Source organism: Collinsella sp. LCP19S3_F2, from assembly GCF_052121015.1.
Lineage (GTDB): Bacteria > Actinomycetota > Coriobacteriia > Coriobacteriales > Coriobacteriaceae > Collinsella.
Window position 1 is genome coordinate 104,176 of record NZ_JBQKFA010000004.1, and the last position, 16,256, is coordinate 120,431.

The 16,256-nt window shown below is 58.9% G+C and carries 13 protein-coding genes; all 13 read left to right on the top strand.

The annotated features are described in order from the left end of the window. The first annotated feature begins 421 nt into the window (after positions 1 to 421). Positions 422 to 1,903: a DUF1846 domain-containing protein gene (locus ACTQX9_RS04830; RefSeq protein ID WP_154515227.1), complete on the top strand. Its 1,482-nt coding sequence runs from the start codon at positions 422 to 424 to the stop codon at positions 1,901 to 1,903. Positions 1,904 to 2,096: 193 nt separating this feature from the next. Further along, positions 2,097 to 2,480, top strand: coding sequence for a hypothetical protein (locus ACTQX9_RS04835; RefSeq protein ID WP_154515229.1), 384 nt, complete (start codon positions 2,097 to 2,099; stop codon positions 2,478 to 2,480). Between the two features lie 180 nt (positions 2,481 to 2,660). Next, the gene (locus ACTQX9_RS04840) at positions 2,661 to 4,322 is read left to right on the top strand and encodes a CTP synthase (RefSeq protein ID WP_441540635.1); all 1,662 of its coding nucleotides are present in this window, start codon (positions 2,661 to 2,663) and stop codon (positions 4,320 to 4,322) included. Positions 4,323 to 4,324: 2 nt separating this feature from the next. Beyond that, complete coding sequence (gene xerD, locus ACTQX9_RS04845; RefSeq protein ID WP_441068155.1) at positions 4,325 to 5,266, top strand: site-specific tyrosine recombinase XerD; 942 nt, start codon at positions 4,325 to 4,327, stop codon at positions 5,264 to 5,266. A 463-nt stretch (positions 5,267 to 5,729) separates the two neighbouring features. Then, positions 5,730 to 6,164: a division/cell wall cluster transcriptional repressor MraZ gene (locus ACTQX9_RS04850; protein ID WP_035137949.1), complete on the top strand. Its 435-nt coding sequence runs from the start codon at positions 5,730 to 5,732 to the stop codon at positions 6,162 to 6,164. A 20-nt stretch (positions 6,165 to 6,184) separates the two neighbouring features. Next, on the top strand, positions 6,185 to 7,150 hold the full coding sequence (rsmH, locus tag ACTQX9_RS04855; RefSeq protein WP_441540636.1) for a 16S rRNA (cytosine(1402)-N(4))-methyltransferase RsmH: 966 nt from the start codon (positions 6,185 to 6,187) through the stop codon (positions 7,148 to 7,150). 90 nt (positions 7,151 to 7,240) lie between these two features. Then, complete coding sequence (locus ACTQX9_RS04860) at positions 7,241 to 7,711, top strand: hypothetical protein (protein ID WP_427719178.1); 471 nt, start codon at positions 7,241 to 7,243, stop codon at positions 7,709 to 7,711. A gap of 260 nt (positions 7,712 to 7,971) precedes the next feature. Further along, positions 7,972 to 9,594 (top strand): peptidoglycan D,D-transpeptidase FtsI family protein, encoded by a 1,623-nt coding sequence (locus ACTQX9_RS04865; protein WP_441016675.1) that lies wholly within the window; start codon positions 7,972 to 7,974, stop codon positions 9,592 to 9,594. A gap of 124 nt (positions 9,595 to 9,718) precedes the next feature. Continuing rightward, positions 9,719 to 11,143, top strand: a complete 1,425-nt coding sequence (locus ACTQX9_RS04870) for a UDP-N-acetylmuramoyl-tripeptide--D-alanyl-D-alanine ligase (protein ID WP_441540637.1) — start codon at positions 9,719 to 9,721, stop codon at positions 11,141 to 11,143. A 3-nt stretch (positions 11,144 to 11,146) separates the two neighbouring features. After that, positions 11,147 to 12,166, top strand: a complete 1,020-nt coding sequence (mraY, locus tag ACTQX9_RS04875; RefSeq protein ID WP_441540638.1) for a phospho-N-acetylmuramoyl-pentapeptide-transferase — start codon at positions 11,147 to 11,149, stop codon at positions 12,164 to 12,166. Between the two features lie 9 nt (positions 12,167 to 12,175). Continuing rightward, positions 12,176 to 13,582 (top strand): UDP-N-acetylmuramoyl-L-alanine--D-glutamate ligase, encoded by a 1,407-nt coding sequence (gene murD, locus ACTQX9_RS04880; RefSeq protein ID WP_441540639.1) that lies wholly within the window; start codon positions 12,176 to 12,178, stop codon positions 13,580 to 13,582. A 36-nt stretch (positions 13,583 to 13,618) separates the two neighbouring features. Further along, entirely contained in the window at positions 13,619 to 15,112 is a 1,494-nt protein-coding gene (gene ftsW / locus ACTQX9_RS04885) for a putative lipid II flippase FtsW (RefSeq protein ID WP_441540640.1), read from the top strand. Beyond that, complete coding sequence (murG, locus tag ACTQX9_RS04890) at positions 15,102 to 16,217, top strand: undecaprenyldiphospho-muramoylpentapeptide beta-N-acetylglucosaminyltransferase (protein ID WP_441540641.1); 1,116 nt, start codon at positions 15,102 to 15,104, stop codon at positions 16,215 to 16,217. The genes ftsW and murG overlap by 11 nt, the downstream gene beginning before the upstream one ends. Positions 16,218 to 16,256: the final 39 nt, after the last annotated feature.

Genomic DNA, 16,256 nt, shown 5'->3' on the forward strand with positions numbered 1-16,256 from the left:
CTACGAACCGCGCAACCAGTTGACGCTGCGCGCCGCCCAGAACGACAATTTGTCATTCAAAAGGCAAGGCATGACCAAAAGGTCTATGCCTTGCCTTTTTCATGCCAACTTGTACGTTCTGGACGGCGCTCGCTGACTTATGCTCAACCTGCGACGTTTCCCTTGCTGGTGCAGGGAGCAGCTTGCTCGCTCTGGCGCCCGTGTCTGACTTATGCTCAACCTGCGATGTTGCCATTGCTGGTGCAGGGGAAGTGCGCTTGGGGCAGCTAATTTGGGACGGGGCTTTTTTGACTACCCCTTTATGTGGGGGTAGTCAAAAAAGCCCCGTCCCAAATTAGCTGCTCCGGCCTCGTCGGTGGGGGAGGGTCTGCTCCGCTATAATCGCCTAGGACATTAAATGGAAACGGGACGGGAGCCATACATGCGCCAGGGTTTCGACAACGCGAAGTATATCGAGCTGCAGGCTGCTCACATTAAGGAGCGCATCTCGCAGTTTGGCGGCAAGCTGTATTTGGAGTTTGGCGGCAAGCTGTTCGATGACTATCATGCGAGCCGCGTGCTGCCGGGTTTTGAACCGGACAGCAAGTTCCGCATGCTCAAGAGCATTGCCGACGACGTCGAGGTCATCATCGCAATCAATGCGAACCATATCGAGAAGAACAAGGCCCGTGGCGACTTGGGCATTACCTATGACGAGGACGTCCTGCGTCTGGTCGATCTGTTCCGCGGGAACGGATTTGCCGTTGCCGCCGTGGTCATCACGCAGTATGCCGGTCAGCCCGCTGCCGACGTCTTCCGCAATCGTCTAAACGCGCTCGGCATTCCCGCCAAGCTGCACTATCCCATCGAGGGCTATCCGCACGATGTTGACCTGATCGTTTCTGATGAAGGCTACGGCAAGAACGAGTTTGTCGAGACCACGCGTCCGCTCGTTGTCGTGACGGCGCCCGGCCCTGGCTCGGGTAAGCTCGCCACCTGCCTGTCGCAGCTGTATCACGAGCACAAGCATGGCACCGCTGCCGGCTATGCCAAGTTCGAGACCTTCCCGGTCTGGAATCTCCCCCTCACGCATCCGGTGAACATTGCCTATGAGGCTGCCACGGCAGACCTCGATGACGCCAACATCATCGACTCGTTCCACCTTGAGGCATATAACAAGACCACGGTCAACTACAACCGAGACGTTGAGGCGTTCCCGGTTGTTCGCGCCCTGATGGAAAAGATCTTGGGCGAGAGCCCCTATCAGAGCCCTACGGACATGGGCGTCAATATGGTCGGTTTTGCCATTACCGATGACGATGCATGCCGAGATGCCTCCAAGATGGAGATCGTGCGCCGCTATTTTGCCGCGGTTGAAAGCGTGCGCCGTACTGGCGTGGGCGATGAGCAGGTCGACCGTCTCAAACTCATTATGAAAAAAGCCGGCATCGACAAGAACTATTCGCCGGCACGCTCGGCTGCTCTCACCAGGGAGCAACTGACGGGCGGTCCCGTGGGTGCCATGGTGATGCCGGACGGTTCGGTAGTGACCGGAAAGACCTCAACGCGTCTGGGTGCCGCGAGCTCGCTCATCATGAACGCGCTTAAGCATGTTTCGGGCGTCGATCTTGAGCTCGAGGTCATCAGCGATGAGGCGATTGAGCCTATCAGCAAGCTCAAGACGCATTTCCTTGGCAGCAAAAACCCGCGTCTCCACACCGACGAGACGCTCATGGCGCTCTCTATCACCTCGGCCACGAGCGAGACGGCTACTCGTGTTCTTTCGGGTCTTGAGCAGCTGCGCGGCTGCGACGCCTTCTTTAGCGTGATTATCTCGCCTACGGACGAGACGGTGCTGCGCAAGCTGGGCATTAACGTGTGCTGTGAGCCCAAGTTTGAGCGCCGCGGTTTCTTCCATCGCTAAGATTGAGATGAGACGCCGCATCGGAGTGCGCACCCGATGCGGCGCTTAGGGGGTTTTAGGGCTATATTTGCCGAAATTTAGGCCGTTTACCTGCCCAAAAGCGATTTGCGCGGTATACAATTACCTCAGTGGATACATCCTTTGCGGGGCTACCCATGATGGATGTTACCGGCCATCGAGGGATGCGCCGGTCATGCGCGGTGCTTTTGATGCTCGTGCTCGGTTTGAGGAGGCTGCCATGGCGGGCAAGGGTCGTGCGAGTGTCAACGATATGAAGCGTGTCGAGGTGCTGGTGCTGATGGAGATTGCTCGGCAATCTAAGGGAAACGGTGTGCCGTACGGTTTCTCGCGCAAGACACTCTCCGAGTGCGTAGGGGTTTCGCCGTATCGTGCCCGCGCTGCAATCGACCGTTTGGATTCTGATGGCCTTATCGAGGTCGTTTCTCGTTATAACGATGATGGCGGCCAGCTTGCAAACGGCATATGCCTGACCGGGCGAGGTGAGTGGTACCTTAAGGGTGTTCGTGCCGGCATGCTTGTTCAAGATATGTTGAAGGATGAGACTGCCGATCGGTAACAACACGGCAGTTTCGACGAGCCTGCACCGCCCAAAGCTACTTGGGCGGTGTTTTGTTTCGAGATGGAGAAATGCGGGCATGCGGGTGAAAAATAGCGAGCGGCTTGCTTTTCGAGTATTACAATGAAGACCCGTAAGATGTGAATGGAAAACTTCTACGGGAAGCGCAGGTAATTCAATATGACCAAGCATGTGTTTGTAACCGGCGGCGTAGTTTCGTCCTTGGGTAAGGGCATCACCGCGGCCTCGTTGGGCCGTCTGCTCAAGTCACGCGGCTACAAGGTGACGATGCAGAAGGCCGACCCGTATCTGAACGTCGACCCCGGCACCATGAGCCCGTTTCAGCATGGTGAGGTCTTCGTGACCGAGGATGGCTACGAGTCCGACCTGGACCTGGGCCATTATGAGCGCTTTATTGACGAGAATCTTACCCGTGATTCCAACTTTACGACCGGCGCTATCTACAAGAGCCTGATTGCCCGCGAGCGTCGCGGTGACTTTTTAGGCGGCACCGTTCAGGTGATTCCGCACGTCACCAACGCCATTAAGGATAAATTCCGCCGCATCGAGGAGCAGACCGGTTCCGACGTGGTCATCACCGAGCTGGGCGGCACGATTGGCGATATCGAGTCGCAGCCGTTCGTGGAGGCCATCCGCCAGTACCGTAAAGAGGCCGGTCCCGAGAACGTCTGCTACATCCACGTGTCGCTCGTCCCCTATATCGCCGCCGCGCACGAGGTCAAGACCAAGCCCACGCAGCATTCGGTCAAGGAGCTTCGCAGCTTTGGCATTCAGCCCGACATCATTGTGCTGCGTTCTGATCACCATATCGACGATGCCATCCGTGGCAAGATCGCAAGCTTCTGCGACGTCGATACCGACTGCGTCTTTACCAACGAAGATTGCGCGAGTATTTACGACGTGCCGCAGCTGCTCGCCGAGCAGGACTTTGACCTGCGCATTTGCGAGCGCCTGGGCTTGGACCCGCGCGAGCGCGACATGAGCGAGTGGAACGAGTTCCTGCGCAAACAGAATCATGCCAACCACCATGCCGACAAGGTCAAGATCGCCGTTGTGGGCAAGTATACCCAGCTCCCCGATGCCTACCTGTCGGTCATCGAGGCCCTGCATCATGCAGGCGTTTTCTATGATCGTCATGTGGACGTGCAGCTGGTCGACGGCGAGAGCCTCGACGAGCAGAACGTCTACGAGGTGCTGGGCGACGCATCGGGCATTTTGGTGCCCGGCGGCTTTGGCAAGCGTGCCCTGGAGGGCAAGATTCTTGCTGCCGAGTTTGCTCGCGAGCATAAGATTCCGTATCTGGGCATTTGTCTGGGCATGCAGGTCGCCGTGTGCGAGTTTGCCCGCAACGTGGTCGGCCTTGCCGGCGCTAGCTCCTCCGAGTTCGATCCGGACGGTCCGTTTAGCGTAATTGACCTGATGAGCTCGCAGGAGGACGTGACCGAGAAGGGCGGCACCATGCGCCTGGGCGCCTATCCGTGCAAGCTCGCCGCCGATACCCTTGCGCGCGAGGCCTATGGCGAGGAGCTTGTCTATGAGCGCCACCGTCATCGCTTTGAGTTCAACAATGCCTTCCGCGACCAGCTCGAGGACGCGGGTTTGGTTATCTCGGGTCTTTCGCCTGACGAGCGTCTGGTCGAGATGGTCGAGCTGCCGCGTGACGTGCATCCGTGGTATGTGGCCACCCAGGCCCACCCCGAGTTTAAGAGCCGTCCGACCAAGCCGCAGCCTCTGTTCCGCGAGTTCGTGCGCGCCTCGATTGGCCAGCACGAGGGTGTCGATCGCCTGCAGGTGACGCCCATGAACCTCGCGACGGACTAAGGGTGCCAGCGAACGAAAGACATACCGAAGATACTCCCTCGTTGCTCGATACGGTGACGGGGGAGTATCTTGATTACCTTGCGGTCGAGCGAGGCTTGGCGCGCAATACGATCGCGGCATATCGTCGTGACTTGACGACTTACTGTTCCTACCTGGAGCGGGCCGGTGTTGAGTCCTTTGAAGGCGTGAACCGTCAGATAATAGAGGGTTTTGTCGGTGATCGGCGCGACGGGGGCTACTCCGATGCCTCGGTGGAGCGTGCAGTTGCGGCCGTGAAAGGTTTGCATGCCTTTTTGGTTCGCGATGGGATCGTCGCCCAAAACCCGACGGCTGCACTGCGCCTGCCCAAAAAGGCGGAGCGCCTTCCGGAGTATCTCTCGGTAGGGGATGTCTCGGCGCTCCTCGACCAAGATTTCCCGGAAGGGGAGATGGGTTTGCGGGACCATGCCATTTTGGAAGTGCTCTATGGATGTGGCCTGCGCGTGAGCGAGTTGGTGGGGCTCGATGTGGGCGACGTCCATTTTGACGACGGCTTTGTGCTGGTGCGCGGCAAGGGCTCGAAGGAGCGGCTTGCCCCACTCGTGGGAAGTGCCGCACGGGCTATGGCTCAATATATTGCTGATGGGCGTCGGCGCCTGGCCGCTCATGCCCGCGGGTCAAAGACGCCGGCAGTCTTTTTAAATAAGAACGGTGGTCGCCTGTCGCGTCAGAGTGTTCACGTCATATGCGAGCGATACGGGCGTCAGGTGGGACTGGTGGGGCTTCATCCCCATACCTTGCGTCACTCCTTTGCGACCCATATGCTTGCGGGCGGTGCCGACCTGCGCGTGCTACAGGAGATTTTGGGACATGCCGACATTTCGACCACACAGGTCTACACGCATGTCGACCGCACGCAGCTGACCGAGGTCTACCTGGCGGCTCATCCGTTGGCGCATCGCTAGCGACTCTTTGACCTGCATATTTACAACTAATGGGGGACGGACCCCAGGTTGTCGTGACGCGGTTTTGTGCGCGTATCGGCAATCTGGGGTCCGCCCCATCTTTTGTCTTGCGCCGATGCGCCGGTGGGTCGCGCGTGACGTTGGTGGGGAAGTTTGGGGGGCGATGTGAACGGCGCGTAAAGGGACACAAAATTCGCCTCAAGGTCAACTTGAAGGTTGAGGTTGAAAGCCGGGCTGCTACAGATGGCATCCCGGCTTTGCTGTAAACACAACATATTGTGTTTTCGAACATATGAACGAGGGTGTTTTACAGCATATAGAGGGTGGAGTGGTGGGGTGTTGTGGGGGAAGGTGTGGGGAAAGATGTTGAAAAATGGGGCAGTTCCCCATATTATTAATGACGTCGACAGGCGGGGTGGTTCCCCGCGTACGTGCCATCTGAGTAACCGAGGGGAGGGCGCACATGGGAATGACGGGTGCATACGAGCGCAATCTCGATGCAAAAGGTCGTCTGTCCCTGCCTGCACCCCTTCGCGAGGAGCTTGGAGAGCATGTTCGCGTGTTCAAAGCCCTGGATGTCGATGCTCTGTACGTGTTCTCTGCCGAGGCCTTCGATAAGTGGGTCGAAGGACTCTTCGCGGGTCGTGAGGGCCACGAGGGTTTTAACCCGCGTGACATCAACGACCAGAAACTCATGAGGGCGATCAACAAGCGCACCACCTCGATGGATGTGGACAGCGCCGGTCGTATCGGTCTTTCTGAGTCTCTCCGCAAGCAGGCGAACCTCGACCGCGAGGTCACGGTTGTGGGCAACTACGACCACCTCGAGGTTTGGGACCGTGCTACGGCCGATGAGGACGATGACGATGAGGCTCTGCTGGACCTCTTCTTCTCGTAAGGGCAAGGCATGAGTAACGGATGGAGCGTGGGATCTTGACACAAGAATATCGGCATGAACCTGTCATGCTCGGCGAAGTGCTTGAGTCGCTGCAGCTAAAGAGCGGATCTGTCGTCTGCGATTGCACCCTTGGCGGTGCCGGTCATTCGGTAAAGATGGCCGCGCAGGTGGGGGAGACGGGTCTTTTGCTTGGCGTCGATCAGGACGACATGGCCCTCGAGGCCGCTGGTGCCCGTCTGGACCGCGAGGTCCCCGGCGTCTCGCATCAGCTGCTGAAGGGCAACTTTGGCGACTTGGACGAGCTGCTTTGCTCGGCCGAGGTGCCCGGGGTCGATGGCTTCCTGTTCGACTTGGGCGTTTCGTCACCGCAACTCGATATCCCTGGCAGGGGCTTTTCGTATAACGAAGATGCCCCATTGGACATGCGGATGGATCCGGGTAACAACACCCTAAACGCAGCTGAGGTCATCAACACCTATAACGAACACGACCTCGCCCGGATTCTACGCGTCTATGGTGAAGAGAAGTTCGCCTCGCAGATCGCACGCGAGATCGTGCGTCGACGCGAGTCCGAACCGATTGAAACCACCGGTCAGTTTGTCGAGATCATCAAGGCTGGCATTCCGGCTGCCGCTCGTCGGCATGGCGGACACCCGGCCAAGAAAAGTTTCCAGGCCATTCGCATCGAGGTCAATCATGAACTCGATGTGCTCGAGAGAGGACTTGACGCCGCCACCAGGTGGCTCAACCCGGGCGGACGCATCTGCGTCATCTCGTATCACTCGCTCGAGGACCGTATCGTAAAGAACCACTTTAAGGAGATGAGCCAGGGGTGCACGTGTCCGCCGGAGATTCCGGTGTGCGTGTGCGGCAACGTGCCGATACTCAAGGTCATCACCCGCAAACCCTTGGTTGCCCAACCCGATGAGGTTGCGCGCAACCCTCGGGCGAGATCAGCCAAAATCCGCGTGGCGGAGCGCTTGTAGCGTTACGCGCGCGATATTGGACCTCCCGCTCGCACCATAAACGAAGCTTAAACACACTACCAACGTACTCGGGATGGGAGGCGGCATATCATGGGCTACAACACCTCAAACGCAGCGCTCGCCTATGATATGAACGCCATGCCCGCCTACCGCGAGGCACCGCAGGCGCCCGCTGCTCCTCGTGAGCAGCGCACACCGCGCTTTGATGTCTACACGGGCGCGGGCCGTCAGGCAAACCAGGCGGTAAGCCCGGTTTTCATGAGCGTTCTTAAAACGTTTTGCATCATTGCGGCTATCTTCATGACGATTGGCGTCGCCCGCGTGGCGCTTGCAAGCGTTACGGCCCAGGTGCTCAACAGCAACGCCGAGCTTACCAACACGCTCGAGAAGGCGACCGATGAGAGCTCTGACCTTGAGGTCATGCACTCTGTTTATGGTGCCGATACACGCATTCGCGATCTTGCGGGCGCTTATGGCATGGTGGAGCCCAGCGAGAGCGTTACGCTTGATTTTTCGCAGGATGCAGCCGCGGGCGCTAGCTCGGCTGCGGCTGTCCAGTAATAAGACGGTAGCTGAGTATGACAAATGATTATCGCCGCGGTCCAGACGGGAGTCGCGGGCAGGGACGTCCCTCTTCGCGGGGACGTTCTGGTTATCAAGGATCGGGTCGGTCATCTTACAACTTGGGGTCGAATCGTGGCAACGACCCAACGTCGCGCCTTCGCGGCTCGGATGACCCTCAAGTACGCAATAGCAGATCGAATAGACGATCTTCGACCGAATGGCTTACGGGGACGCCATTGCCTCGCCGTAATGCCGTCATGGGTTGTATCGGTTTGGGCCTGGCTGCGGGCGCCATTCGCCTTGCCGACTACCAGATCGTAAATGCCGATGAGTTGCGCGGGCGCGCCGATGCTCGACGCCTGCTTGCGGAGACGCTTTACGCCAAACGCGGCACGATCTACGACCGAAACGGCAACGTGCTGACGTCGTCGGTCGAGTGCAGCAATGTCGCCGTGAATCCACAGTTGATCGAGGATGTCGATAAAACGGTATCGGCCTTGGTTAAGGCGACTGGAATCGATAAGAAGACTTGCCGCAAGCTGGTTCAGTCCGATGGCACCTGGGTGTATATCAAGCGCCAGGTGGACGAGGACGATGCCGCGGCATTGAAGAAGAAAAATCTGCCCGGCGTGCTCTTTGAGCAGGCGATGAAGCGGGTGTATCCATACGGCAATCTGGCTTCGCAGGTTCTAGGCGTGGTGAACGTTGACAACGTGGGCCTAACGGGCCTTGAAAAGCAATATGACAAATTGCTGACCGGAACAAACGGCACGCTGGTACGAGAGCGTGCGAGGGACGATAGCTATATTGCGGGTGGCGCCTATAAAAAAGTCGCCGCCATCGATGGCGTTGACATCGTGACGACGCTGGATGTCAATATCCAGCGTGCAGCAGAGGACGCTCTGGCGGAGGCGGTCGAGAAGACCAAAGCCAAGAACGGTTCGGCTTTGGTGACAGACCCTACTACCGGCGAGATTCTGGCCGCCTGTTCGTATCCGACCTACGACCCGACCAATCTGGAGAACGCCAAGACCGAGGATATGAACTTGCGCTTGGTCACCGATGCGTATGAACCCGGTTCGGTCTTTAAGACGCTCGTTGCAGGTGCGGGTTTCGACTTGGGCGTCGTGCGCTCGAGTACGTCGTTTGAGGTGCCGGCGAGCATTAAGGTCGGCGACGATACCGTCACCGATGCCGATAAGCGTGACTACGCCATGACCATGGATGTGCGCGAGATGATGCGCCGCTCATCCAATGTTGGCTTTGTATTGGTCGGGCATAAGATCGGCGCGGACGATTTTGCCGCGTACGTGGACAAATGGGGCGTTGGACACAGTTCGGGCATCGATTTTCCCGGCGAGAGCCTTGGCATTGTCAAGGAGCGTGACCAGTATGACGGTGCCACGTTGGGCTCGATGAGTTTTGGCCAAGCGCTGTCTGTCTCGCCGATCGAGATTGCGCGCGCCGTGGGTGGCATTGCCAACGACGGCGTGATGATGACGCCGCACTTTTATAAATCCAGCAAAGGCGAGGAGAAGGACTGGGGCGAGGGCGAGCAGGCGATTTCTGAGGACGCCGCCGCCCAGGTGATATCGTGCATGCAGACGGTCGTTTCCGAGGGCACGGGTGTCGGGGGCGCCGTCGACGGTTACGACGTGGCGGGTAAGACCGGTACGGCCGAGCGCGCCGATGAAAAAGGCGGCTACCTCAAAGCGAGCTATATGTCGTCCTTTATGGGGTTTGCCCCGGCGCAAGCACCCAAGGTTTTGTGCTATATCACGCTCGACGGAACGCCGAGCGGTTCGGATGCTGCTGCCGTGCCGTTCCAGGTCATTATGGCTAACGCGCTCGATGTGTTGGGTATCCCACGCACCAAGTAGGGGGTTACAATCCTGAAAAGGGCTGTCGATTAATCTGGAGGGTGTTCACATGCCCTGCACCACGCATGCGCGGCGCTGGGATACAATACGCCGATAGCATTATTAGGTTTACAGGGGAGCTGCAATGATAGAGATCGCCGTCAACAACCTCGCGGCCGCAACAGGGGCCCGAACCGTGACGGGAGAAGCCGATCGGGTATGCCATGGGTGCGTTATCGACTCGCGCCAGGTTGAGGAAGGCACGATTTTTGTTGCCTTTCCGGGTGAAAAAGTCGACGGCAACGACTTTGCTTCCCGCGCCATCGAATCGGGCGCCGGCGCTGTTGTGATGACGCGCGAGCCCAACGCCGAGCTTGTATCGCTGGCTCAGCGTAAGGGCTGCGCCATCCTACACACCGATGATCCCGAGGAATTTTTGCTGCGCCTGGCACATGCCTATCGCACGCAGCTTGGCTGCCTAGTGGTTGGTATTACCGGCTCTATCGGTAAGACGACGACCAAGGATGTCCTTGCGGCAGTGCTTGCCAAGCGCTATCGCGTTTGGGCCACCAAGGGTAATTTTAACAATCTGATCGGTATGCCGCTCACGGTTTTGGCCGCTCCTGCCGACACCGAGGTGCTGGTTCTCGAGATGGGTATGAACCATTTTCACGAGATCGAGCGCCTTTCTCGGTCCGCCAATCCCAACCTTGCCATCGTGACCAAGATCGGCACCTCTCATATTGGAATCCTGGGAAGTCGCGAGAATATCGCCCGCGCTAAGTCCGAGATTGTTGGGGGCATGTGTGCCGCCGACGACCTTCTCCCGTTGCTGGTTTTGGGCGGCGAAGACGACTTCACCCCATTCATTCGTGAGACGTTTGCCGAGCCCGCGGGTATCGACGTGATGCTGGCGGGTGTTTCGGATGTTGATGAGGTTTGCGCCCGCGGCATTCACATTGATGATGAGGGCCGCCCGGTCTTTACGCTTGACTTTGGTATGGGTGAGTCCGTTGACACCATGCTCGCCATTCCCGGCGTCCAGTCCGTTCCCAATGCCGTTAAGGCCGCCGCAGTTGCCTATCGTTTGGGTGTGACCCCCGAGCAGATCGATGCTGCCTTTAGGGGTATCGCGATTACCGGTCATCGTCAGGAGATCAAACACGCCAAGAGCGGTGCCCGCATTATCGACGACTCGTATAACGCCAGCGCCGAATCCATGGCTGCTGGCCTTGACCTGCTGTGCTCGCTTTCGTGTTCTGGCTCTCGAATGGCGATTCTGGGCGAGATGGGCGAAATGGGCGACGAGGCCCCCCGCATGCATGAGCTGGTGGGCGCCTATGCCGCGGCTAAGAAGCTCGATATGCTGGCGTGCGTGGGCGGTGAGCTGGCCGCTCGTATGGCCGAAGCCGCGCGCATGATGGGCATGGACGAGGACCGCATCCAGGTGTTCTCCGATTATCAGCAGGTGCTCGACCGTATGGCCGGCGCACTTGAGAAACATGACGTTGTGCTGGTCAAGGGCTCTCGCTTTGTCGAGCTCGACCGCTTTGTGGAAGGTGTGTGCTAGCCCATGTTCGGGAACCCCGCGTATCCTACATACCAGGCCTTTTTGGGACTTGGCCTCGCCGCCGCCATTGCGCTGCTGCTCATGCCGTGGTGGATCAAGCTTCTTAAGGTCGAGGGTATCGGCCAGCAGGTCCGCGCCGATGGACCCAAACGCCACCTGATTAAGCAGGGCACGCCCACCATGGGCGGCGTTGTCATTCTCGTAGCCGTTTCGCTGACGTGCCTTTTGATGGGCAAGCTCACCACCGAGCTTGTGCTCGTGCTGCTTGCCACGCTTGCAACCGGCGTTCTGGGCCTTATCGACGATTTGACCTCTGTCACGCACGGTCGTTCGCTCGGCCTGACGCCCCACGCCAAGATGATCGGTCTCACCATTATCTGCGTCACGTTTACCGTGCTTGCCGTCAGCTGGTGCGGCGTTGCCCCCGAGATTCGTTTTCCCGGCGGTCTGACGATTGACCTCGGTATCTTCTCGACCACCATTGGTGGCCTTACCTTTCCGTGGCTCTATATCGTCTTTTGCTGGCTGATGATCGCCGGTCTTTCTAATGCAGTGAACCTGACCGATGGCCTGGACGGCCTTGCCGGTGGCACCTCCATGATTGCCATGCTTGCCATGGCTGCCATGGCGTTTTTGCACGGTGACGTAAACCTGTCTATCTTCTGTACCGCATGTGCTGGTGCTTGCCTGGGCTTCCTTTGGTTCAACTGCTATCCGGCGAGCATCTTTATGGGTGATACCGGCTCTCTTGCCTTGGGTGCAGCCTTTGCCTGCACGTCCATTATGACCAACACCGAGGTCGTCTCGCTCATCATCGGCGGCCTGTTTATCGTCGAGACCCTGTCGGTCATGATTCAGGTCGTCTACTTCCACTTTACGCATAAGCGCGTCTTCCTTATGGCGCCCATTCATCATCATTTCGAGAAGAAGGGATGGGCCGAGACTAAGGTCGTCATCCGTTTTTGGATTGTCGCTGCCGCTTTTGGCGCTCTGGGCCTTGCCCTGTTTTTCCAGTTGGGATAGTGGTTTTTCATGCCTCTTGCAGATTCCTTTAGCCTGCTCGTCTTGGGCCAGGGTAAGTCCGGTCTAGATGTCGCTCGCTGGGCGCTTGCGCACCCCGAGCGCGTGAGTACCGTTACCGTGTACGGTGGCGGCACGTCCGAGCCCAATGATGCCACGCGCTCGCTCGAGGCGCGCGGGGTATCGTTTGTCTACGGAACCGAGCAGGTCGAGGGCGCGTTTGATGTATGCGTGACGTGTCCGGGCATCTCGGAGTTCTCGGCATTCTTTAAGGCTGGCCACGATCACGCTGCCCAGATCATGGGTGAGCCCGAGTTTGCCTACCGTCTGTCTCCCCAAAATTGGATCGCCATCACGGGCACCAACGGCAAGACAACCACCACGTCGCTGACCGACTACCTGCTTAAGGCAGCGGGCGAGGCGAGCGTTGCTGTCGGTAATATCGGTGAGCCTCCGGTGAACGAAATCGACGACCGCGCGCATAACGAGTGGTTTGTAGCTGAGCTTTCGAGCTATCAGATCGCAACGACCCAGGAGCTTCACCCCCGTGTGGCGGTGCTGCTCAACATTACCCCCGACCATCTGGGCTGGCACAAGAGCCATAAGAACTATGCGCTCGCCAAGATTAAGCTCTTCGAGAATATGGTCGATGATGACCTTGTGGTTATCGACGTCGAGGATGCCGGTATCCATGAATTCGATGAGTATGTCTACACGCCGGGTCGTCGCATCTGCAAGGTCGCCTTTGACGAGCCTGCGGGCGAGGACGCCGCATTTGTGCGCGATGGCAAGATGATCATTCGCCTGAAGGGCGTCGAGACCCCGCTCATCGCCACGTCCGAGCTCAAAATCTCCGGACATCACAATGTCATCAATGCCCTGTGCGCTGCCACGGCTGCCCTGGCCGTCGGTGCCGATGTCGACGGTGTGTGTCGCGGCCTGGCCTCATTCCAGCCGCTGGAGCACCGCGTTGAGCCCTGTGGCGAGATCGATGGCGTGCGCTACGTCAACGATTCCAAGGCAACGAACACCGATGCGGTCGAAAAGGCCCTGACGGCGTTTCCCGACGACGACGTGATCTTGCTGCTCGGTGGTCACGATAAGGGCACGCCACTCGAGTCCTTCGCCCGCGTTGTCATGGACAACGTGCGATCGGTCGTCTGCTTTGGCGATGCGCGCGAGCGCTTTACCGCCGCTATGGACGAGGCCGATGTCGATGGTGACGTTGATATCGCTCAGGCTGACGACCTGCGCGACGCCGTCGACGTTGCCCGTTCGCTGTCGAGCCGAGGCGACGTGATCCTGCTTTCTCCCGCCTGTTCTTCGTTCGATGAGTTCTCGGGCTACGAGGAGCGCGGCCGCGTGTTTAAGGACTACGTGGCCCAGCTCGCCGCCGCAGCGAAATCGCAAATGGAATAGGGGCCGCCGGTGAGAGAGGAGAGCCCCCGACAAGGTATGAGGAGGCCCGACTCGGACCGTGCTTCCTCGCAGCGCAGTACGCCGCGTTCCGGTCGCGGCGGGCAGACGCTCAGCGAACGCTATATTGCCGGCGTCCCCGCCCGCATCATGCGCCCTCGTTTGATATTCATGGCGTGCCTGTTTACTTTAGTGTGCTTTGGTCTGCTGATGGTGTACTCGGCGTCATCGGTCGAGGCATTGCACGAGAACGGCTCGGCGACGTATTTCCTGGTTCGACAGGCTACCTTTGCCGGGGTTGGCGTGCTTGCCATGGTTGCGATCGTTCGCGTCTTGCCGGACAGCTGGTTTGGGGAAGATGTACTTAGGGTTTTCCTTATGGGCATGATTCTCTTGCTGTTTGCGGTATTTCTTGTCGGCAGTGGCAGCCGTGGCGCCACGCGCTGGCTCAACATCGCCGGTATTCAGTTCCAGCCGTCTGAGTTTTTAAAGCCGTTTGCCATCGCGTATTCGGCCATCATACTCGACCGTTTCTTTTCGCCCGGTGGCAACATCAACGAGTTCCTTCGCAAGATGGTCGTCTACTTGGGCATTTCGCTCTTTTTGATCTTTATCCAGCCCGATTATGGCACCGTCTTGATCATCTCGCTGACCCTCATGTGTATGGCGTTATTTGCGGGCCTAGACCCCAAGTTTATCATCGGCGTGATCATTCTCGTCATTGTCGTGAGTGTGTTTGCGCTTGTTGCAGAGCCGTACCGCATGGTGCGTGTTCAGGTTGCCCTGAACCCTTGGGCCGACGAGTATGGCGATGGCTATCAGGCAACGCTTGCCATCATGGCGTTTGCTTCGGGTGGCTTGTTCGGCCGTGGCATCGGTAACTCCACCATGAAGTACTCGTATCTGCCCGAGGCACACAACGACTATATTCTGGCCATTATCGGCGAGGAGGTCGGTTTTGTCGGGACCGTGCTGCTCTTCTTGGTCTTTGCGATGCTGATTTACTCAGCGTTTCGCATTGCCGAGCAGGCTGCGGACCGTCGCGGAGCGCTCATGGCATCGGGTTCCGCAGTCATTCTCGCGGTACAGTTTTTGATCAATGCGCTGGGCATCCTCAACGTGTTTCCCATGACGGGTAAGCCGCTGCCGTTTATCAGCTACGGCGGTTCGTCGATTATCGTATCGCTTATGCTTGCGGGGCTGATCTTGCGCGTCTCGCACGAGAGCGCCCGTCGTGATGAGTACGACCGTCGCCGCGAGAGCTTTGCCGTTATGGACGAGAGCACCGCCGGCGTGCCCCATGTGCGCGGCGATCGCCCTTCGCGCAACGGTTTTACCGTCTTGGATGGCTCTGCGTCCGAGCCGGCGGCTCGTCCGCGCCCGCGAACGGCTCCGCAGGGGCGTCCCCAACGCCCGAACCCCCGAAGCTCGGGCGGCGGATATAATCGAATCAATTTGAATTCGGACCCATCGGCGCGTCTGCGCACCGACGATCAGGGACCGCGCGTACGAAGGGATTTTCATGACCGATAAGATGACCGTTGCTATCGCAGCCGGCGGCACGGCGGGACATATCAACCCTGCGCTTGCCTTGGCTGAGGAGTTGCGCGACCGCGGACATCATGTTGTGTTCGTGGGCCAGTCGCACAAGCTCGAGGGTCGTTTGGTTCCCGAGGCCGGGTTCGATTTTGTACCTATCACGGTCACGGGCTTCGACCGCTCCCGTCCTTGGACCGCGCTGAGCTCGCTGTGGCGCGTCAATAAGGCCAAGCGCTCGCTCGCCAGCCATTTCTCAAAGGTTGGCAAGCCCGATGCGGCTATCGGTTTTGGTGCCTACGTCGAGGTCCCGCTGCTGGGCTGGTGCAAGGATGCGGGCGTTCCGTATCTGCTGCACGAGCAGAACTCTGTTCCGGGCCTGGCCAATAAGATGATGAGCTCCCATGCCGCCCGCGTGTGTATCTCGGTGCCGGCTGCGCGCTCTGTCTTTGAGCGCGCGGGCGACCCCGAGCATGTGCTTATGACCGGTAATCCGGTGCGCCGCTCGGTCATTGAGGGCGATCGCGCCCGCGGCCGCGAGGCACTTGGCGTGCCCGAGGACGCTGTGCTGCTGCTCGTCTTTGGTGGTTCGCTCGGTGCTCAGCATCTCAACGAGCGCGTAGCCTCGCTCAAGAGTGAGCTGCTGACCCGCGAGAATCTCTACATTTTGCATTCGACGGGAGCCGACGGCTTTGAGGACACCGAGCGTGCTTTGGCGCTGACGTCCGATGAGATGAAGCGCTATCGCGTCCAGCCCTACATTGACAACATGGGCGACATGCTAGCTGCAGCTGACCTGGTGCTCTCGCGCTCCGGCGCCTCGAGCGTGGCCGAGATTGCCGCCCTCGCCGTGCCTTCGGTGCTCGTGCCGTATCCGCATGCCACGGCCGACCACCAGACGACCAATGCGCGTTATCTGGTCGATGCCGGTGCCGGCGTGCTTTGTGCCGATGCCGATATCGATGCTCCGGCGTTTGCCGAGGAGCTGCTGCATCTGGTCGATGACGCCGCAGCGCGCGATGCCATGCGTCAGGCGGCGCGCGGGTTGGCTCAGGACCGCGCCGCCGCACTTTTGGCCGATGCGGTAGAGGGTTTGCGTTAGTTAGACGGGATATCGAGCTTGCGCTCGCGCGGATGCGGT